The organism is Streptomyces sp. NPDC046985 (assembly GCF_040644415.1).
Classification (GTDB): Bacteria; Actinomycetota; Actinomycetes; order Streptomycetales; family Streptomycetaceae; genus Streptomyces.
The window spans coordinates 148,603-175,601 of sequence record NZ_JBEYWK010000002.1 but is presented as its reverse complement, the minus strand read 5'-3'; the positions used below and the strand labels follow the sequence as shown (position 1 = coordinate 175,601).

General features: G+C 74.8%; 20 protein-coding genes. 8 read left to right on the top strand and 12 right to left on the bottom strand.

Annotation, left to right across the window (positions count from 1 at the left end):
* Positions 1-3 precede the first annotated feature (3 nt).
* The 7 genes from murD to rsmH all read right to left on the bottom strand — a co-directional run bounded on the left by murD (position 4) and on the right by rsmH (position 9,290).
* Positions 4-1,434, bottom strand: coding sequence for a UDP-N-acetylmuramoyl-L-alanine--D-glutamate ligase (gene murD, locus ABZ861_RS03365; protein ID WP_361622870.1), 1,431 nt, complete (start codon positions 1,432-1,434; stop codon positions 4-6).
* On the bottom strand, positions 1,416-2,489 hold the full coding sequence (gene mraY / locus ABZ861_RS03360; protein ID WP_361622867.1) for a phospho-N-acetylmuramoyl-pentapeptide-transferase: 1,074 nt from the start codon (positions 2,487-2,489) through the stop codon (positions 1,416-1,418). The genes murD and mraY overlap by 19 nt, the downstream gene beginning before the upstream one ends.
* Positions 2,486-3,901, bottom strand: a complete 1,416-nt coding sequence (murF, locus tag ABZ861_RS03355; RefSeq protein WP_361622864.1) for a UDP-N-acetylmuramoyl-tripeptide--D-alanyl-D-alanine ligase — start codon at positions 3,899-3,901, stop codon at positions 2,486-2,488. The genes mraY and murF overlap by 4 nt, the downstream gene beginning before the upstream one ends.
* A gap of 28 nt (positions 3,902-3,929) precedes the next feature.
* Positions 3,930-5,597: a UDP-N-acetylmuramoyl-L-alanyl-D-glutamate--2,6-diaminopimelate ligase gene (locus ABZ861_RS03350; RefSeq protein ID WP_361622861.1), complete on the bottom strand. Its 1,668-nt coding sequence runs from the start codon at positions 5,595-5,597 to the stop codon at positions 3,930-3,932.
* 72 nt (positions 5,598-5,669) lie between these two features.
* Positions 5,670-7,631: a penicillin-binding transpeptidase domain-containing protein gene (locus ABZ861_RS03345; protein WP_361622858.1), complete on the bottom strand. Its 1,962-nt coding sequence runs from the start codon at positions 7,629-7,631 to the stop codon at positions 5,670-5,672.
* A gap of 5 nt (positions 7,632-7,636) precedes the next feature.
* On the bottom strand, positions 7,637-8,320 hold the full coding sequence (locus ABZ861_RS03340; protein ID WP_361622855.1) for a septum formation initiator family protein: 684 nt from the start codon (positions 8,318-8,320) through the stop codon (positions 7,637-7,639).
* A 13-nt stretch (positions 8,321-8,333) separates the two neighbouring features.
* Positions 8,334-9,290, bottom strand: a complete 957-nt coding sequence (gene rsmH, locus ABZ861_RS03335) for a 16S rRNA (cytosine(1402)-N(4))-methyltransferase RsmH (RefSeq protein WP_361622852.1) — start codon at positions 9,288-9,290, stop codon at positions 8,334-8,336.
* 424 nt (positions 9,291-9,714) lie between these two features.
* Here rsmH and ABZ861_RS03330 point away from each other — a divergent pair, with 424 nt between their 5' ends.
* The 4 genes from ABZ861_RS03330 to ABZ861_RS03315 all read left to right on the top strand — a co-directional run bounded on the left by ABZ861_RS03330 (position 9,715) and on the right by ABZ861_RS03315 (position 15,804).
* Positions 9,715-10,347: a carbonic anhydrase gene (locus tag ABZ861_RS03330; RefSeq protein ID WP_361622849.1), complete on the top strand. Its 633-nt coding sequence runs from the start codon at positions 9,715-9,717 to the stop codon at positions 10,345-10,347.
* Positions 10,348-10,652: 305 nt separating this feature from the next.
* A complete protein-coding gene (locus ABZ861_RS03325; RefSeq protein ID WP_361622846.1) occupies positions 10,653-11,687 on the top strand; it encodes a MoxR family ATPase in 1,035 nt (344 codons plus the stop codon).
* A gap of 143 nt (positions 11,688-11,830) precedes the next feature.
* Positions 11,831-13,405: a DUF58 domain-containing protein gene (locus tag ABZ861_RS03320; protein ID WP_361623613.1), complete on the top strand. Its 1,575-nt coding sequence runs from the start codon at positions 11,831-11,833 to the stop codon at positions 13,403-13,405.
* A gap of 14 nt (positions 13,406-13,419) precedes the next feature.
* On the top strand, positions 13,420-15,804 hold the full coding sequence (locus tag ABZ861_RS03315) for a DUF3488 and transglutaminase-like domain-containing protein (protein ID WP_361622843.1): 2,385 nt from the start codon (positions 13,420-13,422) through the stop codon (positions 15,802-15,804).
* A 668-nt stretch (positions 15,805-16,472) separates the two neighbouring features.
* On the opposite strand, the gene ABZ861_RS03310 is transcribed toward ABZ861_RS03315, so the two are convergent.
* From ABZ861_RS03310 to ABZ861_RS03300, 3 genes are all read right to left on the bottom strand, one after another.
* Positions 16,473-16,862 carry a DUF3040 domain-containing protein gene (locus ABZ861_RS03310; protein ID WP_361622840.1) on the bottom strand — a complete coding sequence of 130 codons (390 nt, stop codon included), beginning with the start codon at positions 16,860-16,862 and terminating at the stop codon, positions 16,473-16,475.
* 296 nt (positions 16,863-17,158) lie between these two features.
* A complete protein-coding gene (locus ABZ861_RS03305; protein WP_361622837.1) occupies positions 17,159-17,986 on the bottom strand; it encodes a methyltransferase in 828 nt (275 codons plus the stop codon).
* Between the two features lie 179 nt (positions 17,987-18,165).
* Positions 18,166-18,741 carry an SAV_6107 family HEPN domain-containing protein gene (locus tag ABZ861_RS03300; RefSeq protein WP_361622834.1) on the bottom strand — a complete coding sequence of 192 codons (576 nt, stop codon included), beginning with the start codon at positions 18,739-18,741 and terminating at the stop codon, positions 18,166-18,168.
* A 174-nt stretch (positions 18,742-18,915) separates the two neighbouring features.
* Between ABZ861_RS03300 and ABZ861_RS03295 the strand changes: the two genes are divergently transcribed.
* The 4 genes from ABZ861_RS03295 (at position 18,916) to ABZ861_RS03280 (ending at position 24,619) form a co-directional block, all read left to right on the top strand.
* Positions 18,916-20,043, top strand: a complete 1,128-nt coding sequence (locus tag ABZ861_RS03295; RefSeq protein WP_361622831.1) for an ATP-binding cassette domain-containing protein — start codon at positions 18,916-18,918, stop codon at positions 20,041-20,043.
* Positions 20,015-22,102: a YhgE/Pip domain-containing protein gene (locus tag ABZ861_RS03290; RefSeq protein ID WP_361622828.1), complete on the top strand. Its 2,088-nt coding sequence runs from the start codon at positions 20,015-20,017 to the stop codon at positions 22,100-22,102. The genes ABZ861_RS03295 and ABZ861_RS03290 overlap by 29 nt, the downstream gene beginning before the upstream one ends.
* Positions 22,103-22,173: 71 nt before the next feature.
* Positions 22,174-22,803 carry a TetR/AcrR family transcriptional regulator gene (locus tag ABZ861_RS03285; protein WP_361622825.1) on the top strand — a complete coding sequence of 210 codons (630 nt, stop codon included), beginning with the start codon at positions 22,174-22,176 and terminating at the stop codon, positions 22,801-22,803.
* 307 nt (positions 22,804-23,110) lie between these two features.
* Complete coding sequence (locus tag ABZ861_RS03280) at positions 23,111-24,619, top strand: NAD(P)/FAD-dependent oxidoreductase (protein WP_361622822.1); 1,509 nt, start codon at positions 23,111-23,113, stop codon at positions 24,617-24,619.
* Between the two features lie 100 nt (positions 24,620-24,719).
* On the opposite strand, the gene ABZ861_RS03275 is transcribed toward ABZ861_RS03280, so the two are convergent.
* Together ABZ861_RS03275 and metF are read right to left on the bottom strand one after the other, a co-directional pair.
* Positions 24,720-25,712 (bottom strand): hypothetical protein, encoded by a 993-nt coding sequence (locus ABZ861_RS03275; RefSeq protein WP_361622819.1) that lies wholly within the window; start codon positions 25,710-25,712, stop codon positions 24,720-24,722.
* A gap of 56 nt (positions 25,713-25,768) precedes the next feature.
* Positions 25,769-26,692, bottom strand: coding sequence for a methylenetetrahydrofolate reductase [NAD(P)H] (metF, locus tag ABZ861_RS03270; RefSeq protein ID WP_361622816.1), 924 nt, complete (start codon positions 26,690-26,692; stop codon positions 25,769-25,771).
* Positions 26,693-26,999 lie beyond the last annotated feature (307 nt).

Here is a 26,999-nt window from a genome sequence, read left to right as displayed (position 1 = left end):
GGGTCAGCGGTCGCCGAGTTCGCGGACGGCCTCCGCGAACGCGTCGCCGCGCTGGTTGTAGTCAGCGAACATGTCCATCGATGCGCAGGCCGGGGCCAGCAGTACCGTGTCGCCGGGCCGGGCGAGCCGCCGCGCCTCCTGGACGGCCTGGAGCATCGCCCCAGTGTCGGTCCGGTCGAGGTCGACGACGGGGACTTCCGGGGCGTGTCGCGCGAGGGCGTCGCGGATCAGGGCGCGGTCGGCGCCGAGGAGGACGGCGCCGCGCAGCCGCTTCGCCGAGCCCGCGACGAGGTCGTCGAAGGTCGCGCCCTTCGCGAGTCCGCCCGCGATCCATACGATCGGGTCATACGACGCCAACGAGGCTTCCGTGGCGTGCGTGTTGGTGGCCTTGGAGTCGTCCACGTAGGCCACGCCGTCCACGTCGGCGACGTGCGCGATGCGGTGGGCGTCCGGGGTGAAGGCCCGCAGGCCCTCCCGGACGGCGGCGGCGGGCACGCCGAAGGAGCGGGCGAGGGCCGCCGCGGCGAGCGCGTTGGCGATGTTGTGCGGGGCGGGCGGGCGGACGTCGGCGACCTCGGCCAGTTCCTGGGCGTTCGTCTGCCGGTTCTCGACGAAGGCCCGGTCGACCAGGAGGCCCTCGACGACGCCGAGTTGGGAGGGGCCGGGGGCGCCGAGGGTGAAGCCGACCGCCCGGCACCCCTCCTCGACGTCGGCCTGGCGCACCAGGTCCTCGGTGGCCGGGTCGGCGGCGTTGTAGACGCAGGCGACGCGGTTGCCCTCGTAGACGCGGCCCTTGTCGGCGGCGTAGGCCGCCATGGAGCCGTGCCAGTCCAGGTGGTCCGGGGCGAGGTTGAGCACCGCGGCGGAGTCCGCGCGCAGGGAGGGCGACCAGTGGAGCTGGTAGCTGGAGAGTTCGACGGCCAGGACGTCGTACTCGCTCTCGCCGAGGACGGCGTCCAGCAGGGAGACGCCGATGTTGCCGACCGCCGCCGTGCGCAGGCCCGCCGCCTTCAGGATGGAGGCGAGCATCCGCACGGTGGTGGTCTTGCCGTTGGTGCCGGTGACGGCGAGCCAGGGGGCCGGCTTCCTGCCGTCCAGACCGCGCAGCCGCCAGGCGAGTTCCACGTCGCCCCAGACCGGGACGCCGGCCTCGGCGGCGGCCTGGAAGAGCGGCTTGTCCGGCTTCCAGCCGGGCGCGGTGACGATCAGCTCGGCGCCCTCGGGCAGGGTGTCTCCGTCGCCGAGGCGCACGGTGACGCCCAGGGCCGCCAGCTCGGCCGCCTGCGCCCGGGAGCGCTCGTCGTCGCCGTCGTTGACGACGGTGACCTGTGCGCCCAGGCCGTGCAGCACCCTGGCCGCCGGGATCCCGGAGACCCCGAGTCCGGCGACGGTGACGTGCTTCCCCTGCCAGTCGGTCACTTGTTGGCTGCCCATCCCGCGTAGAAGAGGCCCAGTCCGACGATCACGCAGATGCCCTGGATGATCCAGAAGCGGACCACGACCAGGACCTCGGACCAGCCCTTGAGTTCGAAGTGGTGCTGGAGCGGCGCCATCCGGAAGACCCGCCTGCCGGTGAGCCGGAAGGAGCCGACCTGGATGACGACCGACATGGTGATGAGGACGAACAGGCCGCCCATGATGGCCACCAGCAGCTCCGTGCGGGAGAGGATGGCCAGACCGGTCAGGACGCCGCCGAGGGCGAGCGAGCCGGTGTCGCCCATGAAGATCTTCGCCGGCGAGGTGTTCCACCACAGGAAGCCCAGGCAGGCGCCCATCAGCGCGGAGGCGATGACGGCGAGGTCGAGCGGGTCGCGCACCTCGTAGCAGGCGGACGGCTGGGTCAGGGTCGCCGCGTTGGCGCAGGACTCCTGCCACTGCCAGACGCCGATGAACGTGTAGGCGCCGAAGACGAGGACGGAGGCGCCGGTGGCCAGGCCGTCCAGGCCGTCGGTCAGGTTCACGCCGTTGGACATCGCCAAGATCATGAACAGCGCCCAGACGACGAACAGCACCGGGCCGATCGACCAGCCGAAGTCGGTGATGAACGACAGCTTGGTGGACGCCGGGGTGTTGCCGCGGCTGTCGGAGAACATCAGCGACAGCACCGCGAAGCTGATGCCGACGATGAGCTGGCCGGCCATCTTCGCCTTCGCCCGCAGACCCAGCGAGCGCCGCTTGACGATCTTGATGTAGTCGTCGAGGAAGCCGACCAGGCCCATCCCGCACATCAGGCCGAGGACCAGCAGCCCGGAGTAGGTGGGGGGCTTGCCCGTGATCACCTTGCTCAGGAAGTAGGCGACGACCGTGGCCAGGATGAAGGCGATGCCGCCCATGGTGGGCGTGCCGCGCTTGCTGGCGTGCTCTCGGGGGCCGTCGTCCCGGATGTACTGGCCGTATCCCTTGCGGGCCAGCAGCTTGATCAGCAGCGGGGTGCCGATCAAGGTCAGGAAGAGGCCGATGACTCCCGAGAACAGGATCTGGTTCATCATCGGGCGGCGACCTCGCCCTCGGTCCCGGTCTCCAGGAGCGCCTGGGCGACGCCCTCCAGACCGACCGAACGGGACGCCTTCACGAGGACGACGTCTCCTGGGCGCAACTCGCTGCGCAACAGGTCGATCGCCGCCTGTGCGTCGGACACGTGCACCGACTCCTCACCCCACGAACCCTCGTTGTAAGCGCCCAGTTGCAGCCAGGACGCTTCCCTGCCCCCGACCGCGACGAGCTTGCTGACGTTGAGCCGGACGGCGAGCCGCCCGACCGCGTCGTGCTCGGCGAGCGCCTCGTCCCCCAGCTCGGCCATCTTGCCGAGCACCGCCCAGGTCCGCCGCCCCCTGCCCATCGCCGCGAGCGCGCGCAAAGCGGCCCGCATGGACTCGGGGTTGGCGTTGTAGGCGTCGTTGACGACGGTGACGCCGTCCGGGCGCTCGGTGACCTCCATCCGCCAGCGGGAGAGGGAGCCCGCCTCGGAGAGCGCGACAGCGATCTCAGCTACGGGCATGCCCAGCTCATGGGCGACGGCGGCCGCGGCGAGCGCGTTCGACACGTGGTGCTCACCGTACAGGCGCATGGTCACTTCGGCTGCACCGGAGGGTGTGCGAAGCAGGAAGGCGGGCTGCCCGGTGTCCGTGAGTCTCACGTTCTCGGCGCGTACGTCCGCTTCGCCGGACTCTCCGAAAAGGGTCACCTTCGCCTTCGTACGGGAGGCCATGGCCCGTACCAAGGGGTCGTCGGCGTTGAGGACCGCGACGCCGCCCTCCTCGGCGGGGGGCAGGCTCTCCACCAACTCGCCCTTCGCCTGGGCGATCTGCTCCCGGCCGCCGAACTCGCCGATGTGCGCGGTGCCCACGTTGAGCACCAGGCCGACCTTCGGCGGGGTCAGCTCGGTGAGGTAGCGGATGTGGCCGATGCCGCGCGCGCCCATCTCCAGCACCAGGAAACGGGTCTCCTCGGTGGCGCTGAGCGCGGTCAGCGGCAGCCCGATCTCGTTGTTGAGGGAGCCCGGCGTGAAGACGGTGGGCGCCGCGCGCCGCAGCACCTGGGCGATCAGGTCCTTGGTGCTGGTCTTGCCGGCGGAGCCGGTGAGGCCGACGAGGGTCGCGCCGAGCCGGCGCACGACGTGCCGGGCGAGGGCGCCGAGGGCGCTCGGGACGTCCTCGACGACGATCGCGGGCACGCCGACGGGCCGGGACGCCAGCACGGCGACGGCGCCCGCCTCGACGACGGCCGCGGCGTAGTCGTGGCCGTCGGCCCGCTCCCCGACGAAGGCGGCGAAGAGGCTGCCGGGCCCCGCCTCCCGGGAGTCCCGGACGACGGGTCCGGTGACCTGGACGGACGGATCCGGTATGTCGTGCGTCTGCCCGCCGACGACTTCTGCGATCTCGGCGAGGGAGAGGGCGATCACAAGTTCATCCCGTGGGTCTTCTGGATTTTCATCCCTGGGTGTTCCGGATGGCTTCGCGAAGGATCTGGCGGTCGTCGAACGGACGGATCACGCCGGCGATGTCCTGGCCCTGCTCGTGGCCCTTGCCCGCGACGAGCACGGTGTCGCCGGGCCGCGCGCGCTCCACGGCGGCGGCGACGGCGGCGGCGCGCTCCTCGAACAGGAGCACCTCCGCGCGCTCGTGCGCCGGCACCGAGGCCGCGCCCTGGAGCATGGCGGCGAGGATCGCGAGCGGGTCCTCGGAGCGGGGGTTGTCGGAGGTCAGCACGGCGGTGTCGGCGAACCGCGCCGCGGCGGCGCCCATCGGCTCGCGCTTGGTGCGGTCGCGGTCGCCGCCGCAGCCGAGCACGATGTGCAGCCGGCCCTTGGTGACCTTGCGCAGGGCCTTGAGCACGGACTCGACGGCGTCCGTCTTGTGCGCGTAGTCGACGACGGCGAGGTAGGGCTGCCCGGCGTCGACGCGCTCCAGGCGGCCCGGCACGCCCGGCACCGCGGCGACGCCGTCGGCGGCGGTCTGCGGGTCGAGCCCGGCGGCGGCCAGCGCCACGACGGCGGCGAGGGTGTTGGCGACGTTGAACGGGCCCGGCAGCGGCGACCTGGCGGCGATCCGCTGCCCGTCGGGGCCTGTCACGGTGAACGTCGAGTCCAGCGTGCCGACTTCGACGTTCTCGGCGCGCCAGTCGGCGTCGGGGCGCCCCTCGGCGGAGTAGGTGACCACCGGGACGGCGGCCTCGCGGGCGAGCCTGCGGCCGTACTCGTCGTCGTAGTTGACCACGCCCAGCCGGCTGCGCTCGGGCGTGAAGAGCCGCGCCTTGGCCTGGAAGTAGTCCTCCATCCCGGAGTGGAACTCCATGTGCTCCGGGCTGAGGTTGGTGAAGACGGCGACGTCGAAGACGCAGCCGTCGACCCGGCCGAGGACCAGCGCGTGGCTGGAGACCTCCATGGCGACCGCCTCGACGCCGCGTTCGCGCATCACCGCGAAGAGGGCCTGGAGGTCGGTGGCTTCGGGCGTGGTGCGCTCGGACTTGACGCGCTCCTCGCCGATGCGCGTCTCCACCGTGCCGATCAGCCCGGTGGACCGCGCGGTCTTCAGGCCGCCCTCGACGAGGTAGGCGGTGGTGGTCTTGCCGGACGTGCCGGTGATGCCGATCTGGAGCAGGTCGGGGCCCGGGTGGCCGTAGACGGTCGCCGCCAGCTCGCCCATCGAGCCGCGCGGGTCCTCGGTCACCAGGACCGGCAGGCCGCTGGCGGCGGCGCGCTCGGCGCCGGCCGGGTCGGTCAGCACGGCGGCCGCGCCGAGGCTCGCCGCCTGGGGGACGAAGTCGGCGCCGTGCGCGCGGGCGCCGGGCAGGGCGGCGTACAGGTCGCCGGGGCGCACGGCGCGCGAGTCGTGGGTGATGCCCGTGACCTCGGCGGCGCCGCCGGGCCGCTCGGCGCCGAGCTGATCGGCCAGCTCCGCGAGGGATGTGGCGCAGACCTGGTCCGGTCTCGGCGGCCCCGGGTATGTCACGGAAGCGCCCTTCTGAGTGGTGGGGGACTGATCAGCGTGTGGCACGGCGGTGAGCGTACCGGGCGCGGCGGGCCGCGGGCGAAGCGAGGGCGGCTGCGGGCGACGCGGCGGGGGGCGGTTCCCGGGGTCGGGGGTGATCGTCGTCACGGGCTGTTTCCTGATGTTCTGATCCGGTGGCGTCCGGTGGCACGGGGCGTGCGTCCCGGCGGCGGGCGGGGTTCAGGGCTTGAAGTCGACGGGGAGCTTGGCGGCCGCTCTCCCGGTGGGCGGCGCCTGGAGCGTCTTCAGCGCGAACTCCATGACCTGCTTGTAGACGGGGCCGCAGATCTGGCCGCCGAAGTAACTGCCCTTGGTGGCGTTCTGGATGGCGCAGTAGACGGTGACGCGGGGGCTGTCGGCCGGTGCGAAGCCGGCGAAGGAGGACGTGTAGCCGTGGTATCTGCCGGTGGCCGGATCGACCCGGTTGGCGGTGCCCGTCTTGCCCGCGACGCGGTAGCCGGGGATGCGCGCCATCAGGCCGGTGCCCTGCTCGTCGTCCACGACGGATTCCAGCATCTGGGCGAGTTCCCGGGCCGTCTGGGCGCTCACCACGCGGGTCGTCTCGGGCTTCGGGGCGGCCCTGAAGCGGCCGTCGGCGCCCTTGGCGCCGCGCACCAGGGTCGGCTGGATCCGCACCCCGTCGTTGGCGATCGTGGAGTAGATGGAGGCCGCCTGGAGGGCGTTGATGGAGAAGCCCTGGCCGAACGGGATCGTGTACTGCTGGGAGGTCGACCAGGCGGCGGCGGGCGCGAGGATGCCCCGGGTCTCGCCGGGGAAGCCGATGCCGGTGTAGGCGCCGATCCCGAACTTGCGCAGGTAGGAGTAGAGGACCTGGTTGGCCTCCGGCTGCGTCTTGCCGAGCTGGCCGGTGGCCAGGATGGTGCCGATGTTGCTGGACTTGGCGAGCACGCCGTTGAGGGTGAGGTACCAGGTGCCGTGGTCGACGTCGTCCTGGAAGAGCCGGTCGCCGCGGTGCAGCCGGTTGGGGACGACGACGTGGGTGAGCGGGGTGGCCGCGTGCCGTTCGAGGACGGCCGCCATGGACATGAGCTTGGCGGTGGAGCCGGGCTCGTAGGCGTCCTGGACCGCGGCGTTGCCCAGCGCGGCCGGGTCGGCGTGGGAGAGGTCGTTGGGGTCGAAGCCCGGCGAGTTCGCCATGGCCAGGATCTGGCCGGTCCGGGTGTCCTGGACGACGACGTAGCCGCGGTCGGCGGCCGACTTGCGCACCTGCTCGGCGATGGCGTTCTGGGCGGCCCACTGGATGTCGCGGTCGATGGTCAGCTCTACGTCGGAGCCGGGCACCGCGGGCGTCTCGGCCGAGCCCGCCGTCGGCACCTCGCGGCCGCCGGACTGGGCGTAGCGGATCTTGCCGGGCGTGCCGGAGAGCTGCTTGTCGAGCTGCTGCTCGATGCCGCCGCCGCCCCGGCCCTCGGAGTTGACCCAGCCCAGTATCCCGGCGGCCAGGTCGCCGCCCGGGTACACCCGCTTGCTGCTGGGCTCGGAGAAGACGCCCGCGAGCACGTTGACCGCGGTCTTGTCGGTCTGGCTCTTCTGGGTGAGCGCGGCCTTCAGATCCTTGATCTGCTTCCAGACCTGCGGGGTCTGCCGGCGGGCGAGCAGCACGTACCGGGTGTCGCGGGCGGCGAGCTTCGCGGCGAGGCCGTCCTGGTCCAGACCGAGGATGGGGGCGAGCAGCGCGGCGGCCTGCTGGGGGCCGTCGCCGACCTTGAGCTGCCGGCGGGTGAACATGGTCGGGTCGGCGGTGATGTCCTCGGCGTCCACGCTGGCGGCGAGGGCGACGCCGTTGCGGTCGGTGATGCCGCCGCGGGCGGCGGTGAGGGTGTGGACGACGTAACGGTTCTCGTCGGCCTTGGCCGCGTAGGCGCTGGCGTCCACGGCCTGCACCTGGAGCAGCCGGACCACGAAGGCGAGCATCACCAGGGTGAGGGCGAGGCCGACCAGGCGCAGCCGGGGGCGGGGGCTGCCCAGGTGCAGCACGCGCGCGGGCGGCTGCGGCCGCCGGGAGGCGTGCGGGCCGCGGGACGGCCTCGGGGCGGGCCCGGGGCGCTGCCGGGCGCCGCCGGGGCGGTCCGGCCGGGCGGGTCCGGGCACGCGGCGGCGCGGCGGTTCCCTGTCGGTCACTTCCGTCACCTGCCGGGGGTCGGGGGTGTGGCGGGCTGGGGGGTCTTCGCGGCGGCGGCCGGGCCGGGGGGCGCGGCGGTACGGGCCGCGCCGGTGGGGGCAGCGGTCGGCGCCGTGGCCGCGGCGCGGGGGGCCGTCGCCGCCGGTGTGCGGGCGGCGGCCGGGGCGGTGTGACCGGCCGCGGGGGCGGCGGGGGCCTGAGCGCCGCCAGGGGCTTGAGCGCCGCCGGGGGCCTGGGCGGCGGTGAGCGCCTCGGGCGGCAGGACCGCCGCCGGGTCGCCGTGGACCGGGGACTGGTCGGCGGCGGACTGGTCGGCGGCGGCGGGCGACGGCACGCCCCGCACGGCGCCGTCCGGGCCGAGGAAGACCGGGTCGCCGCCCGGGACCATGCCCAGGCGCCGGGCGCGGCGTTCGAGCGCGTCGGGCGCGGAGTAGGAGTCGATGTCCCGCTGGAGGGCCTGCTCCTCGTCGGTGAGGTTCTTGGTGTCCTTCTGGAGGTCGTCCCGCTGGAACGCGCCTTCGCTGAGCGCGGAGTTCAGCACCAGGAGCCCGATGAGGCCGCCGCCCAGGAGCAGCACGACGAGCAGGACGAACGGGGTGCGGGCGGCCTGCGGCCCCTTGGACGGCAGGAGCCGCGCCAGCCGCGCCGCCCGCCCCCTCAGTGCGGGCGGTTCGGGTTTCCTGCTCACGGGGCCCCCTGGCTCACTCGGCGTCCTCCCTGATGCGCTCGGCCCCGCGCAGCCGGGCGGGCGCCGCGCGCCGGTTCTCGGCGATCTCTTCCTCGGTGGGAAGTTCGGCGCCGCGCGTCAGCAGCTTGAGCCGGGGCTGGTAGCGCTCGGGGACCACCGGGAGCCCGGGAGGCGCGGTGGAGGTCGCACCGGCCGCGAACACCTGCTTGACCAGGCGGTCTTCGAGAGACTGGTACGACAGTACGGCGATCCGCCCGCCGACGTCGAGCGCCTTCACGGCGGCCGGGACCGCCCGCTCCAGCACCGCGAGTTCGCCGTTGACCTCGATGCGCAGCGCCTGGAAGGTGCGCTTGGCCGGGTTGCCGCCGGTGCGCTTGACGGCCTGCGGCAGGGCGTCGCGGATCAGCTCCACCAGCCGGGCGCTGCCGGTGAACGGCGCCTTCTCGCGCTCGCGCACGATCGCGGACACGATCCGCTTGGCCTGCTTCTCCTCGCCGTAGGCCCGCAGGACGCGCACCAGTTCGCCGGGCGCATAGGTGTTGAGGACCTCGGCGGCGCTGACGCCGGTGGACTGGTCCATGCGCATGTCCAGGGGCGCGTCCTGGGCGTAGGCGAAGCCGCGGTCGGCCTCGTCGAGCTGCATGGAGGAGACGCCGAGGTCGAACAGCACGCCCCGCACCCGCGGGACGCCCAGTCGGCGCAGCACGTCGGGCAGTTCGTCGTAGACGGCGTGCACCAGGACGGCCCGGTCGCCGAACGGCGCGAGGCGCTCGCCGGACAGGCGCAGCGCCTCCTTGTCGCGGTCGAGGGCGACGAGCCGGGCCTCGGGGAACCGGGTGAGCAGCGCTTCGCTGTGGCCGCCCAGGCCGAGGGTGCAGTCGACGACCACCGCTCCGGGCCGCTCCAGGGCGGGCGCCAGCAGATCCAGGCACCGCTGGAGCATCACGGGGACGTGTCGGCTGTTGCGCAAGGGGCCCTCTCAGATCCGGCGCGCCTCGTCCGCACCGCCGGGTCCCCGACCGCTCGCGGGCGAGAGGACCTGCCGGCGCCGGAGGCGCCGGCCGACCGGGAGCGGGTGGAGGCCGGGCCGTACGTACGCGGCGCGCACGCGGGGAGGCCGATCGGGTGTGCCGGGGCCTGGGGAAGTGCTGTCCAGCGGGGACGGCCGCGCCTCCCGCTTCGCGTCACTTTAGTCCACCGTGTCGCCCGGTCAATCAACCGGCCTGCGCGTCGTTCGGCTCAGTGACGACGACACGTCGCGCCGGGCGGTTTCACCCGAAGGACCCAGCGGGCGGGCGATCCGCCGTACGTGTGGAGTCGGTCACAACACGCCGGGGTGGGCTCCTTTGTCCTCATCCCAGGGCAGGACCGGAACGCGGCCGACCATTAACGTCATGAGTATGACGACTTTCGCATCAGTTCCCGCCGGCTCCGAAGACGCCATAGACGCAGTGCCGGGCGCCCCGGCCGGCGGCGGCCCCGGCGCCGACCGCACGGTCAGCGCCGACCGCACCGTTGGCGCCGTCGGTGGCGTCGGTGTCACAGACGCCGTCGTGCAGGCGAACGCGGCGTACGCCGACGCGTTCACCGACCTGGCGATGGACGCCCGGCCCGCACGCCAGGTGGCCGTCGTGGCCTGCATGGACGCCCGCATCGACCTGCCCGCCGCGCTCGGCCTGCGGCTCGGCGACTGCCACACCCTGCGCAACGCGGGCGGCGTGGTCACCGACGACGTGATCCGCTCCCTCGCCATCAGCCAGCGGGCGCTCGGCACCCGCAGCGTCGTGCTCGTGCACCACACGCAGTGCGGCCTGGAGACCCTCACCGAGGACTTCCGCAACGAGCTGGAGAGGGAGGTCGGTCAGCGCCCCTCCTGGGCCGTGGAGTCGTTCGCAGACGTCGACCAGGACGTGCGGCAGTCCCTGCAACGGGTGCGGACCTCGCCGTTCCTGTTGGCCACCGATGACGTGCGCGGTTTCGTCTTCGACGTCCACACCGGCCGACTGCGCGAGATCGACCCCGCCTGATCCCGGGCGTCCGGCGAGATCGGCCCCGCCCGATCCCGGGCCGCCGGCGCGGACGCCCCGCGGTCGGGCCGCCCCGTCGCCCGCCGCCGTCACCTGCGGCGGGGGCGAGATCGCGACCAGTTGTCCACAGGCGGTGACACGGATCGGCGGGGGCGGCAAGAATACGGGGTGTGGATCCACGCGGGGCCTGCCCCGCGTGGTCCGCGTTCGCGGTGGGCCGGTCCGCTCAGCAGGGGCGCCGGTCCGGAAAGCCAGGGGAATCCCCCGCTCCCGCGGGAGCGCGGGGAAGGGCCGAGGAGGGCCGGGTGACGACCTATGAGGATCGAGCGAGCCTCACTGATCTGACCGCCACCGTGGAGCGGATCCGCGGTTCGGTGGAGGGAGTGATCGAGGGCAAGCCCGAGGTCGTACGGCTCTCGCTGACCGTGCTGCTCGCCGAGGGGCATCTCCTCATCGAGGACGTCCCCGGAGTGGGCAAGACGATGCTCGCCAAGGCGCTGGCGCGGTCCATCGACTGCTCGGTGCGGCGCATCCAGTTCACGCCCGACCTGCTGCCGTCGGACATCACCGGCGTGTCCATCTGGGACCAGCAGCGCCGGGACTTCGAGTTCAAGCCGGGCGCCGTCTTCGCGCAGATCGTGATCGGCGACGAGATCAACCGGGCGTCGCCCAAGACGCAGTCGGCGCTCCTGGAGTCCCTGGAGGAGCGCCAGGTCACCGTCGACGGGCAGACCTACGAACTGCCCAGCCCCTTCATGGTGGTGGCCACGCAGAACCCGGTCGAGATGGAGGGCACCTACCCGCTGCCCGAGGCGCAGCGCGACCGCTTCATGGCCCGGGTCTCCATCGGCTACCCGAGCCCGGAGGCCGAACTCCAGATGCTGGACGTGCACAGCGGGCCGAGCCCCCTGGACTTCATGCAGCCGGTGGCCCACGCGCATGAGGTGCTCAAGCTGATCGAGGCCGTGCGCGGTGTGCACGCCGCCAAGGGCGTGCGGCGCTACGCGGTGGACCTGGTCGCCGCCACCCGCGTCCACCCGGACCTCAGACTCGGCGCGTCGCCGCGTGCGACGCTGCATCTGCTGCGCGCGGCGAAGGCGTCCGCCGCCCTCGACGGCCGGGACTACGCGCTGCCGGACGACGTGCAGGCGCTGGCCGTGGCCGTCCTCGCGCACCGGCTGCTGCCTACCGCGCAGGCCCAGCTCAACCGGCGTACGGCGGAGCAGGTCGTCCAGGAGATCCTGCGGCTCACGCCGGTGCCCGGGGAGTCCGCGCAGGGCGGCGGGGGCCTCGGCCGCAGCGCGCCCGAGTTCGGCCGGCCGCTGCCGCGGAGGCTGTGATGGGCGAGGCGGGGGCGGCGGGCCCACGGGGTTCGCGGGGCGCGAGTGGCTTGGGGGGTGTGGGTGGCTCGCGCGGCGCGGGTGGCTTGGGGAGTGTGGGTGGCTCGCGAGGCGCGGGTGGCGGCTTGGGGGACGCGAGTGGCCTGCGGGCCGCGAGTGGCTTAAGGGGTGTGGAGGACGCCGGCGACGCGCGGGACGGCGTGCGCGCCGCGCTGGCCGGTCTCACCACCCGCGGGCGCTCCTTCCTGGCCGCCGGGGTCGCCGCCGCCGTCTGCGCGTACGTCCTCGGCCAGCCCGACCTGCTGCGGGTCGGGCTGCTGCTCGCCTTCCTGCCGTCGGCCTGCGCGACCGTGCTCTCCCGCACCCGCCACCGGGTCGCCGGCGACCGCCTCCTCTCCCCCGCCCGCGTGCCCGCCGGCGGCGAGGCCCGGGTGCGGCTGCGGATGGACAACGTCTCCCGGCTGCCCACGGGCCTGCTGATGCTGGAGGACCAGGTGCCCTACGTGCTCGGTCCGCGGCCCCGCTTCGTGCTCGACCGGGTGGAGCCCGGCGGCCGCCGCGAGGTGTCCTACCGGGTCCGCTCCGACCTGCGGGGCCGCTATCCGCTGGGCCCCCTGCGACTGCGCCTGACCGACCCGTTCGGGATGTGCGAGCTGACCCGCTCGTTCTCGGCGCACGACACTCTGACCGTCGTCCCGCGCGTGGAGCCGCTGCCGCCGGTCCGGCTGAGCGGCGCGGCCGGGGGGTACGGCGAGGGGCGCCAGCGCTCGCTGGCGCTGGCGGGCGACGACGACGTGATCCCGCGCGAGTACCGCCATGGCGACGACCTGCGCCGCGTGCACTGGCGCTCCACCGCGCGCTACGGCGAGTTGATGGTGCGCCGCGAGGAGCAGCCGCAGCGCCCGCGCTGCACGGTGCTGCTGGACACCCGGGCCGTCGCTTTCCAGGGCGCGGGCCCGGACTCGGCCTTCGAGTGGGCCGTGTCCGGCGCCGCGTCGGTGCTCGCACACCTGCTGGAGCGGGGGTTCTCGGTGCGGCTGCTGACGGACACCGGCAGCTCGGCGCCGGGCGAGGAGTCCGGCGGGTTCACCGGGGCGGGGCAGGATGCGGCGGACACCGCCGGGCTGCTGATGGACGCCCTCGCCGTGATCGACCACTCGGACGGGGCGGGGCTGTCCCGCGCCGGTGACGCGCTGCGCGACGGCGACGGGCTGCTGGTGGCCTTCCTCGGCGATCTCGACGAGGCGCAGACTGCGGTAGTCGCCAGGATGCGGCGGCGCGGCGGCGCGGCGGTGGCGTTCGTGCTGGACAGCGGCGAATGGCTGCGGGAGCCGGCCGGCGCCTCCGCCGCGCAGGACGCGCGGGAGCGGCTCCGGCTGCTGCGCGAGGCGGGCTGGACGGTCGTGCGCGTCCCCCGGGGCGCCGCGCTGGGCGAGGTGTGGCGCCAGGCGGAGCGCGAGGGCGGCAGCGGCGGCGTCGGCGGAAGCGCTCCGGCCGCGGGGGCGTTCGGCGCGTGGGGGGCCGGTGACGGCGTCGCGAGCGCGGCGGGAGTCGGCGGGGCGACGCGCGGCGGGGCCGGGCTCGGCGGGCATGGGCTAGGCGGGGCTGGGCTCGGTCAGGCGGGTCGCGGCGGGGCTGGGCTCGGCGATACGGGGCTGGGCGGGGCCGGGCTCGGTGGGGCGGTCGGCGGGGCCGCGCTGGGAGAGGGGCGAACGTGAGCGGGCGGAGCAGGATGACGCTGTGCGCCGCGTCGGCCACGCTGATGACGGCGTGCGCGCTGCTGCCGCTGGTCTCCTCCTCGGGCTGGATCGTGCAGGCGGCGCTGCTGCTGGCGGTGCAGTCGGGAGCGGGGGCGGCGGTCCGCCGGGCGCCGTTGGCCCGGCCGCTCGTCGTGGCCGTGCAGGCCCTGGTCGGGCTGGTCCTGCTGACGCTGGTCTTCGCCCGCGGTCAGGCCCTGGGCGGGCTGCTTCCCGGCCCGGACGCCTTCGGGCAGTTGACCGCGCTGCTCCAGCAGGGAGCGGACGACGTCTCGCGGTACGCGATACCGGCGCCGCTGACGGACGGCATCCGGCTGATGCTCGTCGGCGGCGTCCTGGTGATCGGGCTGGTCGTGGAGACGCTGGCGGTGACCCTGCGCAGCGCCGCCCCCGCCGGTCTGCCCCTGCTCGCCCTGTACTCCGTGGCCGCGGGGCTGTCCGCCGGCGGCGCGGACTGGCTGTACTTCCTGATCGCGGCGGCCGGCTATCTGATGCTGCTGCTGGCCGAGGGGCGGGACCGGCTGTCGCAGTGGGGCCGTGTGTTCAGCGGGGCGTCCCGTCCGGGCGGCGGGGGGTCCGGCGGCGCGACGGCGCCGGTGCGCGCCGGACGGCGGATCGGCGCGCTGGCGCTGGGCGTCGCCCTCGTCGTCCCGCTCCTGCTGCCGAGCATGCGGGGCGGACTGCTGGACGCCGCGGGGAGCGGCGTCGGTCCGGGCGTCGGGGACGGCAGCGGCGTCTCGGCGGTGAACCCGCTGGTCGCGCTGCGCGACAGTCTGAACGTCGCCGAGGACCGCACGGTCCTGAGCATGCGCACCAACGCGGCCGACTCCTCGGACCTGTACGTGCGGATAGCGTCTCTGGACCGCTTCGACGGCACGTCCTGGCGGCCCTCCCAGCGTGCCAGGACGGCCCTGCCCGACGACTTCCCCACCCCGGCCGGACTGAGCGGCGACGTACGGCGCTCGGAGATCACGACGTTGATCTCGGCGGCCGACTGGTACGCCCAGGACTGGCTGCCCATGCCGTATCCCCCGAGCCGCGTCCAGGTCAAGGGCGACTGGCGCTACGAACCCGTGGGCATGACCGTGGCCGGCGACCGCGGCCAGAACACGCACGGGCTGACGTACCTGGTCAGGAGCCTGGAGGTGCAGCCGTCCGCGGAGCAGCTCGCCGCCGCGCCAGAGCCGCCGGCGGCTCTGAAGCGGGAGTACACCGAGGTGCCCGGCTCGCTGCCCAAGACCGTGGCGGCCACCGCGCAGAAGGTCACCCAGGGGGCGGCGAACCACTACGAGCAGGCGGTCAGGCTCCAGGACTGGTTCGCCCTCGACGGCGGTTTCCGCTACGACACCCAGGTGGAGGTGGGCACCGACAAGGACGCGATCACCCGGTTCCTGCGGGACAAGCGGGGCTTCTGCGTGCACTTCTCCTTCGCGATGGCCGCGATGGCGCGCACGCTCGGCATCCCCGCCCGGGTCGCGGTCGGCTTCGCGCCCGGCGCGCCGCAGGGGGACGGCACGATCGCGGTGGGCCTGAAGGACGCGCACGCGTGGCCGGAACTGTACTTCGAGGGCATCGGCTGGACCCGCTTCGAGCCGACGCCGACGCGGGGCGCCGCGCCCTCGTACACCCGCTCGGACTCACCGGGCGCGACCCTGCCTAATCCCGCGCTCCCCTCCTCCGCGGCGAGCGCGGCGCCGTCCGCCGCCCCCTCGGCGAGCACGGACTGCCCGCCGCAGATGAAGCGGCTCCGGGAGTGCCCGACCCCGTCGGCGCCGACGGTCCTGCCGCACGGCGGCGGGGGCCCGCGCTGGCACGCGGTCGCGCTCTGGGCGCTGGCCGCACCGGCGGCCGTCGCCCTCCTCCTCGCCCCGTTCCTGTGGCGTAGGCGGACGCGTGCGATCCGGCTCGGCGCGCGCGGGCGCGGGGAGCGCGGGGAGCGCGGGGAGGCCGACACGGCCGCCCACGTCCTGGCGTTATGGCGGGAGTTGACCGACACCGCCTGGGACTTCGGGATCGCGCCGGACGAGTCGCGGACGCCGCGCCGGGCGGCCGAGCGGGTCGTCCGGCTCGGGCGGCTCGACGCGGAGGCGGCCGCCGCGGCGCACCGGCTGGCCGGCGCGGTGGAGCAGGTGCTGTACGCGCCGCGACCGCGTCCGGCGGCCGGGCTGGCCGAGGACGTGCGCCGCGTCCTCACCGGCCTGCGCGGCACGGCCTCCCGCCGCACGAGACTGCGGGCCGCCCTCGCTCCGCGCTCGGCGGCGCGGCTGGCCTGGACGGCCGCGGACCGCTGGGCCCAGGTGAGGTCCCAAGCCTCCGCCCTACGCCCGGCGCCGCGCGGGGCCCCGGGTCAGCGCGGCTGAGGAACGTTCCACGGCACCGCGCGGCGACCACCGCCGCCCCCGCACGCGACCCGGAGGCACGGTGGGCGGCGCGGGGCCGAAGGCAGGGGCGCGGCGGGGGGCCGAAGGCGAGGCACCTGGCGCAAGGCCGGAGGCACGAGGCGCAGCACGCGGCCCGAGGCAGGGGACCATGCGCCGGACCAGGGACATGCGGCGCAGCACGCGGCTCGAAGCAAGGGACCAAACGCCCGACCAGGGACATGCGGCGCAGCACGCGGCCCGAAACAAGGGACCAGGCGCGGGGTCCGAGAGAGAGGACCAGGCAGGGGGCCGGAGGCAAGGGAAGCGGCGCGGTGCCGGTCGGCAGAGAAGGGCGCGGGCCCGGCGCGCGGCGACGGCCGAAGGGCCCGGCGCGCGAAGACGGCTGGAGGGCCGGCACCCGGCGAAAACCGAACTGGTCCTGGCGAGCGGCGAGAGCCGAAGGAGCCCGGCGGGCGGAGACGGCCAAGGGCCCGGCGGGCGGCGACGGCCAAGGGCCCGGCGGGCGGCGACAGCCGGGAACCGGCGGGCGGCGACAGCCGGGAACCGGCGAGCGGAGACGGCCGAGGGCCAGGCGAGCGGAGACGGCCGAAGGGGCCGACCACCCTTGGTGGTCGGCCCCTCGGCAAGGTTTGGAGTGCCGCTCGGAGTCAGCGTCCCTGCTCGTCGCGGCGGCGCTGCCAGCGCTGCTCGATGCGGTCCATCATGGAGCGCTTCGGGCGGGCCTGACCGCGGCCGTGCGGGCCGCCCACGGGGCGCTCGCCCGGCTTGGGGGCCTTGCGCCAGCCGGTCACGGCCAGCAGGGCGCATCCCAGCATGACCAGGAAGCCCACGACGCTCACCCAGTAGTAAGGGACGATGACGCCCGCCATGAGGAGCGCGATACCGACGAGGAAGCCCGCGACCGCCTGGTAGACCCGCCGCCGGGTGTACGTACGCAGCCCGCTTCCCTCGAGCGCTGACGCGAACTTGGGATCTTCGGCGTACAGCGCTCGCTCCATCTGCTCGAGCATGCGCTGCTCGTGCTCCGAGAGCGGCACGGAGTCCTCCTCATCGTGCAGTCGCCGGGGCGACCCGGGGGGTCCCTTCAGGATAGGCAGGGAATCGCCCCCGTGAAACCCGCCCCTCTGCGCCAATTGGCCAACCGTTTCCGCCACGGCGGCCCGGCTCGCTCAGGCTTCCATTCCCCGGCGGCCGACCCGTCATGCCGGTCGGTCTCTCCCGATCATACGGCGCACGGCCCGGGAACGGGGGGCCTGTGGCGCACTCCATGACCGTCCGGCGCCAGGGCGTGACCGCGCTCGCCGCGGCCCGGTTCGGCCCCCGGCGGCGCGGCTCAGCCCGCGTCGGCCGGTCGGGTCTCGCCGAGCACGTGGAGCTGGGTGGCCACGGAGTGGAACGCGGGCAGCTCGGCGGCCGTCGCCTCCAGCTTCCGCAGGGCGTCCAGCGCCGCCGGCTCGGTGTCCACCAGCACGCCGGGCACCAAGTCCGCGAAGACCCGGACGCCGTGCACCGCGCCGACCCTCAGCCCGGCGTCCTCGACGAGCGCGGCGAGCTGCTCGACGGTGAAGCGGCGCGGCATCGGGTCGCCCTCGCCCCAGCGGCCGTCGGGGTCGCCGAGCGCGCGCCGGGCCTCCGTGAAGTGCCCGGCCAGGGCACGGGCGAGCACGGCGCCCCCGAGACCGGCGGCGAGCAGGCTGAGCACTCCCCCGGGGCGCAGGGCGGCCACCGCGTTGCGCACGCCCTCGGCCGGGTCGTCGACGTACTCCAGGACCCCGTGGCAGAGCACGGCGTCGTAGGCGTCGCGCTCGACCACGTCGAACAGCCCGTGCACATCGCCCTGCACGCCCCGGACCTGGTCGGCGGCCCCGGCCTCGGCGGCCCGGCGCTCCAGCGCGAACAGCGCGTCGGGGCTGGGGTCGACGACGGTGACCCGGTGGCCGAGACGGGCGACGGGCACGGCGAAGTTGCCGCTGCCGCCACCGGTGTCGAGGACGTCCAGCGACTCCCTGCCCGTGGCCTCGACCCGCTGGTCCAGGGCGCCCCGCAGCACCTCCCAGACCACGGCAGTGCGGACGGAGGCCCGCGACCGGGAGGGGTCGGAGCGCAGCGAGGCCGGTGGAGCGGGGCGGGGGGAGACGGGCGGGCGCATCGGGTCCGACACGGCTTTGACTCCTCGAGGCGGCGCCGCCTCTGGCGCGGCGGGGCGATCGGGCTGCCTCCCCGCACCGAACAGCGGAGGTGGGAGGGCTTCAGGCGCCTCCACCCTATTGCCTCCCCGGGCGCGTCCGCCCGCAGCCCGACGCGGGCGCGCCCGGCCGTCGGCGCCGGCTCAGGGCGCGCTCAGCCCGCGTCGGGCATCCCTCCCCGGGCGGCGCGTCCCGGGCGGGCGGAGCCGGCCTCGTCCGCGTCCTCGCGGGGCTGGGGCAGCACCGGTTCGAGGACCAGGGTCCGCTCGACGATGCGCAGGAACATCCCCACGTCCCGTATCAGGTCGTCGGCGTCCCGGCGGCTGGCCGCGCCCTGTATCCCGGCCTCGGCCCGAGCGCGGCGGCGGGCGCCGGAGGCGAACAGCGCGCTCCACTCGGTCAGTTCGGGCGCGATCTCGGGAAGCACCTCCCAGGCGCTGCGGATCCGGGCCCGGCGCCGGGGCGTGGTCTCGGGGCGCCCCCGCGCGGCGAGCACGGCCGCGGCGGTGCGCAGGGCGGCGAGGTGAGCCGTGGCGTAGCGCTCGTTCGGCGTCTGGAGGACGGTGGCCTCGTCGAGTCCCGCGCGGGCCTGGGCGAGCAGGTCGAGGGCGGCGGGCGGCGCCGTGGCCCGGCGGAGCACGGGATGCACGTCGCCCGCTGGGCCGGTCAGTGAGGGGGCAGGGCCGGCTGCGCGGCGCCGACGGGCGGCGGCTGCGGACGAGTGGGCCATGACGAACCTCCTGTCGTCTGGGTGACGGCACAGGTGCCGTCTGTGTCCATGGTGGGGCAGGCCACTGACAATCCACTCTGACCTGCGGTTTTGCCGCGCCTGCAAGGAAAGAGGTACTTTTGGACTGACCAGTCAGTTCAAAAGTTCGCCTCATGGTCCGGCGGAAGGGGATCCGTGGACGACCCGCAGGACAGCTCGGGGGACCAGGCGCACGGCCTCCCCCTCACGGTTCGCGGCTTAGGACTGCGCGGGCCCCGGGGGTGGGCGTTCCGCGACGTGGACCTCGAAGCGGAACCCGGGGCGCTGATCGCGGTCACGGGCCCGTCCGGGTCCGGCCGCACGTGCCTGTTGCTGGCGCTCACCGGGCGGATGCGGCCCACCGAGGGGGTGGCCGACATGGGCGGCCTCAAGCCTCCGCGCCGCATGTCCGCCCTGCGCCGGGTGTGCGCGCTCGCCAACGTCGCCGGGGTCACCGACCTCGAACCGGCCCTCACGGTCGGCGAGCACCTGCGCGAACGGGCCCTGCTGACACACCGGTTCGGCTCTGGTCCCGGCCTTCTGCCGCGCTCGCCCGCGCGGCGGCGGGCGGAGCGGGAGCGGCTGCTCGGCACCGCCCTGGACGCGGCCGGACTGGACCGCGGCGCGCTGCCCAAAGGCGCCCGTACCGCGGTGCGCGATCTGGAGCGCGTCGAGGCGCTGCGCCTCTCCGTCGCCCTGGCGTTGATGTCCGGGCCGCGGCTGCTCGCCGTCGACGACGCCGACTTCAAGCTTTCGGCCTCCGAACGGGACGAGATCTGGGCGCTGTTGAGATCCCTCGCCCAGGCGGGGACGACCGTGCTCGCGGTGTGCGGCGAGGCGCCCGGGGACGCCGTGACCGTCTCCACCGCGCCCCGGCGGACGCGCACCCGCCCCGCCGCGACGGACACGACGGCGGCCGACGGCGCCGGTGCGGTCGGCGCGGCAGGTGAGTCCGACGAGGCCGGTGAGCCCACAAACGAGGCGACCGGCGCTCGGCGGCCCCAGGAGACCCCCGACGACGCACCCCGCGCCCCCGGCAGTCGCACCCCCAGCACCGCTGGCACCACCCCCAGCACCCCCGGCACTCCCAGCAGCGCTGGCACCACCCCTGGCACCCCCGGCACCGAACCGACCGCCGCCCCGCCGCCGTCCGCCGCCACCGACCCGAACCCCACCCCGTGGACCGCCCCCGCCCCCGCCACCGACCCGACCCCCGCCCCCGCGACCCGACGCAACCCCCCGAAGGAGGCGGCCGATGCGCGCGCCGAGACTGGCCGCTCTTGAGTTGAGGCGCTTCGGCCGCGGCGCGCTGCCGCGGGCCGCGCTCGTCGCGCTGCTGGTGCTGCCGCTGCTCTACGGCGCGCTGTACCTGTGGTCGTTCTGGGACCCGTACGGCCGCTTGGACCGCGTCCCCGTGGCGCTGGTGGACGACGACCTCGGGGCGACGGCCGGCGGCCGGCGGATCACGGCGGGCGACGACCTCACCGAGGAGCTGGTGAAGAGCAAGGTGTTCGACTGGCGCCGGGTGAGCGCCGAGGAGGCCCGCCGGGGCGTGGAGGACGGCTCCTACTACCTGTCCCTGACCGTGCCCGCGGACTTCAGCAGGCGCATCGCCTCCAGTTCGGGCGACTCCCCCGAGACCGGCGCGCTCCAGGTCCGGACGAACGACGCGGACAACTACATCGTCGGCCAGATCTCCAAGACCGTGTTCAACGAGGTGCGCGCGGCCGCGTCGGCCAAGACGTCGCGGTCCTTCCTGGACCGGATCTTCGTCTCGTTCTCCGACATCCACGGGCAGACGGTCGAGGCCGCGAAGGGCGCCGACCGGCTGCACGGCGGCATCGACAAGGCGGAGAAGGGCTCCAAGGAGCTGGCCGACGGACTGGCGGAGGCCGAGAAGGGCAGCGGCAAGCTGTCCAAGGGCCTCCAACGGCTCGATGCGGGAGCGGGCGAGCTGGAGACCGGTTCGCGGCAGGTCGCCGCCGGCACGCAGACCCTCGCTGACAAGGCCGACGCGGTCGACGCCACGGCAGGCCCGTTCCTCAAGCACAACGAGAAGGCGATCGGCGACTCCGCCAGGCTGGTCGCCGACGCGGCCGAGGCGATCCGCCGCAACCTCGCGACGCTGGCCCGGCAGGCCCCGCAGGCCGCCGAGCGGGCCCGCACGGCCTCCGGTCTGCTGGACGGCGTCTACGCCCGCCGCTGCGGCGAGCAGGCGCCGCTGCCCGACCCCGCGTGCCCCGATCTGAAGAAGGCCAAGGAAGCCGCCGCGGACGTGGCGGCGGTCGCTGACGACGTCAGCACGCTCGTCGCCGACAGCCACGGCGACCTGAAGAAGCTCGACGCTCAGCTCGCCGCTCTCCAGCACCAGGCCGAGCGGCTCGCTGAGCGCGCGCCGCGCCTGTCGGAGGATCTGGCCGACGCCGTCGGGAAGATCGACAAGCTCAACGAGGGCGCCGGGAAGGTCGCCGCGGGCGCGAAGAAGCTGCACACCGGGCTCGGCACGGCCAGGACCGGTGCGGCCGGCCTCGACAAGGGCCTGGGCAAGCTCACGACGGGCGCCGACGCCCTGCACAGCGGCCTGTACAAGCTGGTCGACGGCTCCGGGAAGCTCGCCGGGGGGCTGCACCGCGGCGCCGGGCAGATCCCGGACTACGACGAGAAGGCCCGCGACCAGCGCACCGGCGTCATGGCCGACCCGGTCCGGCTGGCCTCCCAGGACCTGCATCACGCGCCCAACTACGGCACCGGCTTCGCCCCGTACTTCATCCCGCTGTCGCTGTGGGTGGGCGCCATGGTGGCGTACATGCTGATCGCGCCGATGAACCGGCGCGCGCTCGCGATGGGCGCTCCTTCGTGGCGGATCGCGCTGGCGGGCTGGCTGCCGGTGGTCGCGGTCGGGGCAGCGCAGACCGCGGCCCTGATGGCGGTGCTGCACTGGGCGATCGGCCTGGAGATGACCCGCGCGGACGGCACGATCGCCTTCCTGTTCCTGGTGGCCGCGTGCTTCGCGGCGATCGTGCAGTGGCTGAACGCCCGGTTCGGCCCGGCCGGACGGATTCTCGTCCTCGCGCTGCTCATGCTCCAGTTGACGTCGGCGGGCGGCACGTACCCGGTGCAGACCAGCCCCCGCTTCTTCAACGCGCTGCACCCCCTGCTGCCGATGAGCTACGTCGTGGCCGCGCTCAGGAGGCTGATCACGGGCGGCGGTCTGGGCCCGGTCTGGCTGGCCTGCGCGGTGCTCGCCGGCTTCACCGCGGCGGCGCTCGCGCTGACCGCGCTGTCGGCGCGGCGCCGGCAGGTGTGGACGCTGGACCGGCTGCACCCGGAGCTGACCCTGTGACCCGGCGGCCGGCGTCTCCCGGCGGACCCGGCGTCCCCGGCGGGGCGCCCGTTGCTGTGACAATCGGGGCCATGGAAAGCAGCAGCGTCACGCCGGGCGGCGGCAGCCGTCGCGAGGCCACCCGGCAGAAGCTCTACGAGGCCGCCGTCACGCTCATCGCCGAACAGGGCTTCTCCGCCACCACGGTGGACGAGATCGCCGAGCGGGCCGGAGTCGCCAAGGGCACCGTGTACTACAACTTCGCGAGCAAGTCAGTCCTCTTCGAGGAGCTGCTGCGGCACGGCGTGGGCCTGCTCACCGCGTCCCTGCGGGAGGCGGCCGAGGAGACCGAACGGGCGGGCGGAGACCGGGTGGACGCCTTGGACGCGATGATCCGCGCCGGTCTCGCCTTCATCGACCGCTATCCGGCCTTCACCCAGCTCTACGTGGCCGAGCTGTGGCGCACCAACCGCGCCTGGCAGTCCACCCTGATGGTGGTCCGGCAGCAGGCGGTCGCCGTCGTGGAGGGCGTGCTGCGGGAGGGCGTGGCGGCCGGGGAGTTCAGCGAGGAGATCGACGTGCCGCTGACCGCCGCCGCACTGGTGGGCATGGTGCTGGTGGCCGCTCTGGACTGGAAGTCCTTCCAGCCGGAGCGCTCCCTGGACGACGTGCACGCCGCGCTGTCGCGGCTCCTTCAGGGCCGGGTCAGCGGGACCCGCTGAGGCGCGCCGCGGGCGGCGCGGGAAGCGGCACGGGCGGAAAGCGGGCGGCGCGGGAAGCGGCCGGGGCGGTCCAGGGCGGCGCCGTTCCGCCGCCCCGTGTCGGCGGTGCCGGCGCCCTGCCCCGTCCCGCGGCTCCACTCTCCCCCGGACGCCGGCCGGACCCCATCCGCTCAGGTACTCATCTGTCCGCCTAGGTACCCGTGCTCAGCCCCGCCCGGCGCTGCCCGGCGCCTCCCCCTCGGGCGGGGAAGTCGCTGGTCACCGCCCCGCGGCGGGCTCTGTCGGCGGTGCTCGGTAAAGTCGCGGCATGGCACGGATTGCGGTGATCGGCGCCGGGACGGGCGCGATGGCGGCGGCTGCCCGGCTGGCCGTCGCGGGCCACCGGGTGACGGTGTACGAGCGGACGGAGACGTACGGCGGGGCGGTGCGCCGCTTCGAGCGGGACGGCTTCGCCTTCGACACCGGCCCCGGAGTGCTGCCGCTGCCCGCCGTCTACCGCGACCTGTTCGTGAAGACCGGCAAGGAGCCGCTGGAGGACGTGGTCGACCTGGTCCAGGTCGACCCGGCGGCCCGGCACGTGTTCGCCGACGGCGCCGAGGTCGCGCTGCCGAACGCCTCCCGCGCGGGAGCGGTCGCGGCGCTGGACGAAGCGCTCGGCGCGGGCGCCGGGCAGCGCTGGGGCGACTTCCTGGTCCGGGCGCGCGAAGCGTGGGACCGCACCCGGCGGCCGCTCCTGGAGGAGCCGCTGTGGCCCGACTGGCGGGTGCTGGGCGAGCGGGAGCCCTATCCGGCCGTCCCGCACAAGCGCCTGCTGCGCACCCGGCGGGCGGGCACGCTCGCCGAGGTCGGCGCCTGGGAGCTGCGCGACCCCCGCCTGGCCGCGCTCTTGGAGAGTCACGCGCTCGCCTACGGCCTCGATCCCCGCGGCGCCCCGGCGAGCGCTGCGGTGCTGCCGTACATGGAGCACGCGTTCGGGATCTGGTACGTCCGCGGCGGTCTGCGCGAGCTGGCGCGCGCCGTGTACGAGCGATGCGCGGCCCGCCGGGTGCGGTTCGTCTTCGGCGCCGAGGCCGTCCGGATCGTCGCGCGGGACGGCCGGGCGACCGGTGTGGAGTTCGCGGACGGCGCGGTGGCCGAGGCGGACTTCGTGGTCGCGGGGGTGGCGCCGGAAGCGCTCAGCGGCCTGGCCGGGGGGACGGCGCCGCGCGGGGACGGGGACGCGGCGCCGCAGCGGGGCCTGCCGAGCCGGCTGACCGTGCTGCTGGCGCTGCGCGGAGGACGCCCGGAGGGCACGGCCCACCGGACCGTGGTGCACACCGAGGACCGTGAGGGCGAACTCGCCGCGCTGTTCGGCGCGGCGCCCCGGCTGCCCGAGCGGCCCACCGTCGCGGTGTCGCGCCCCGACGACCCCGCGCTGGTCCCGGACCCCGATCACGAGGCCGTCGTGCTGACCGCCACGGCGCCCGCCGCTGCGGGCGGTGCGGACCGGGCGGCGCTGGACGCGCAGGCGGACCGGATGATCGCGGCCGCCGGGCGGGCCGTCCCCGGACTGCGCGACCGGCTGCTGTGGCGCGAGGTCCGCACCCCGGCCGACGTCGCGGACGCCACGGGCGCGCCCGGCGGTGCCGTGCCGCCGCCGGCGCTGGCCGCGGCCGGAGGCCGGCTGCTGCACCCGGCGAACTCCACGGCCCTGGCGGGGCTGTTCACGGTCGGCGGATGGTCGCACCCGGGCGGCGGACTGCCGCACGCCGGGATGTCGGGCGCCCTGGCGGCCGGACTGATCGTGGAGGGACCGGAGTTCCGCGGCTCGCAGTGAGACCGCCCGTGGGCGGACCGCCAGGCCCGGTCGCTTGACCCGGTCGCCCGGCGGCGGACAGCGGGCGGCCGGACGGCGTGCCGGGCGCCCGGCGCGCGGATCAGAAGCGGTACTGCTCGTCGTAGTCCGCGCCGTGCTGCGACTGACCGTGGCCCTGGTAGGGGTGGTGGGGCTGCTCGGGCGGGAGTTCGCCGCCGTGCCCGCCTGCCCCGTCGTGCCCCTCGTCGGAGCGCTGCTGCGGGACCCACGCGCCCTCGCCGTAGCCGCTCGCGGCGTACGGGTCCGGGGCGGCGTACTGCTGGCCGTAGCCCTGCTGCCCGCCGTAGGCGGCGGGGTCGTAGGAGGCGGCGGCGTCGTAGGAGGGGACGCTCGCGTACGGGTCGGAGTAACCCGCGTAGTGCTGCTGGCCGGTGGCGTCGTAGCCGTAGTTCTGCTGCCCGTAGCCCGCGTAGTCGTAGCCGTAGCCTTGATCGGCCGTCTGGGCGGCGGCGTACGGGTCGCGGTGGGCGCCGTCGCCGTAGACGCCGTAGGAACCGGTGTCGTCGGGCAGGGGCTGCGGTTCGTATACGGCGTTCGGGGAGGCCAGGGGCCGGGCCGGGGAGAAGACGTCGTCGTGGTCGTAGTCCTCGTGCCCGTACGGCAGTCCGTCGCCGCTCAGCAGGCCGTTCGCGGCATCCGCGGAGTCCGTGCCGTCCGGGGCCGGCAGGGCGGACATGGCCGCCGTCTCGCCGTGGTCGCCCGCGTCGAGGGCGCCGTCCGCCGCGTCGCGGCCGGAGGGGTCCGGGGCCCGGTCCTTGCGCCCGGCCCGGCCGCGGCGGCTCTTGGCCTCCTCGGGGCCCGGGTGCCGGACGGCCCAGCCGGACGCGAAGCCGCGGCGGAAGGACAGCGTGACGTAGGTCTGCCCGACGGCGAACGCCGCCGCGCCCAGACCGATGACCAGCACCGACGGCATCAGCACGCCGAGCACCACGCACAGGAAGCCGCCGAAGGCGAGCAGCCGCCAGCGCAGCCGCGCCTTGTACTGGAGCAGCACCTCGCCGAGCAGCCACAGTGCGACGCCGCCGAACGCGATGTAGAGGACCGTCCAGCCCATGTACGCCCCTCTCCCAGTGAACGCTTCGCAGTGTGTCGCACACGGGTGCGGCCGGTCTAGGCCCGCGGTGTTCGGTGCAGACCCAGGTTCTCGTAGATCTCCAGGGTCGCCGTGGAGTTGTTCAGCGTGATGAAGTGCAGTCCGGGCACCCCCTCGGCCAGCAGCCGCGCGCAGAACTCCGTGGCGAACTCGATTCCCAGGGAGCGTACCGCCGCCGGATCGTCCTTCGCTGTGAGGATCCGCTCTTTCAGGGCGGCGGGGATCACGGCGTTGCTGAGCTGGGGCAGCCGTTCCAGCATGCGGACGCTGGTGACCGGCATGACCTCGGGGATGACCGGGGTCTCGCAGCCCGCGGCGGCGACCCGGTCGCGCAGGCGCAGGTAGGACTCCGGCTGGAAGAACATCTGCGTGACGGCGTAGTCGGCGCCCGCGCGGCACTTGGCGACGAAGTGCGCCACGTCGGTGTCCCACTCGGTGGAGCGCGGGTGCATCTCCGGGAAGGCCGCGACGCCGACGCAGAAGTCGCCGGACTCCTTGATGAGCCGGACCAGTTCCGCCGCGTAGGTCAGCCCGCGCGGGTGCGCCACCCAGTCCCCCATCGGGTCGCTGGGCGGGTCGCCGCGCACCGCGAGCATGTTGCGGATGCCCGCGTCGGCGTACTGCCCGATGATGTTGCGCAGTTCGGCGACGGAGTGATTGACCGCGGTGAGGTGGGCGACCGGGGTGAGCGTGGTGTCGGCGACGATCTGCTCGGTCTCCTTGACCGTGCCCGCGCGGGTGGAACCGCCCGCCCCGTAGGTCACCGAGACGAAGTCCGGCGCCACCGCCTCGACCCTGCGCAGCGCGCTCCACAGGTTCCGCTCGCCCTTGGGGGTCTTCGGCGCCGAGAACTCGAACGAGTACGTCGTCTTGCCTGCGGCGAGGATGTCGCGCACGGTGCGTGCGCGATCAGTCCTGGTGGATGCGGTTCCGAGGGCCATACTCGCAGGTTATCCAGGGGCCCTCGGTGTCCCAACCGAACGCGGGGAATTCGCCTGAATTGCCGCCTTCTCGTCCACCCCTCGGACGGGCGCGGGCGAAAAGTCCGGGTCCGGGCACCGGGGGCGTCCGCACCGCGAGACGTCGTGCATGCCGTTCAGCCCCGGCCGCCGTTCGGCGGGTACTCCGCTCGGCGGGCCCTCCGCTCGGCCCTGTCTTTCGTTCGGCGGGTCCTCCGCTCGGCGGGCGGCCGGGCTCGGCGGACGGACTGGGGGACGGACGGGGGCTGCGGTCTCGTCAGGGACATGC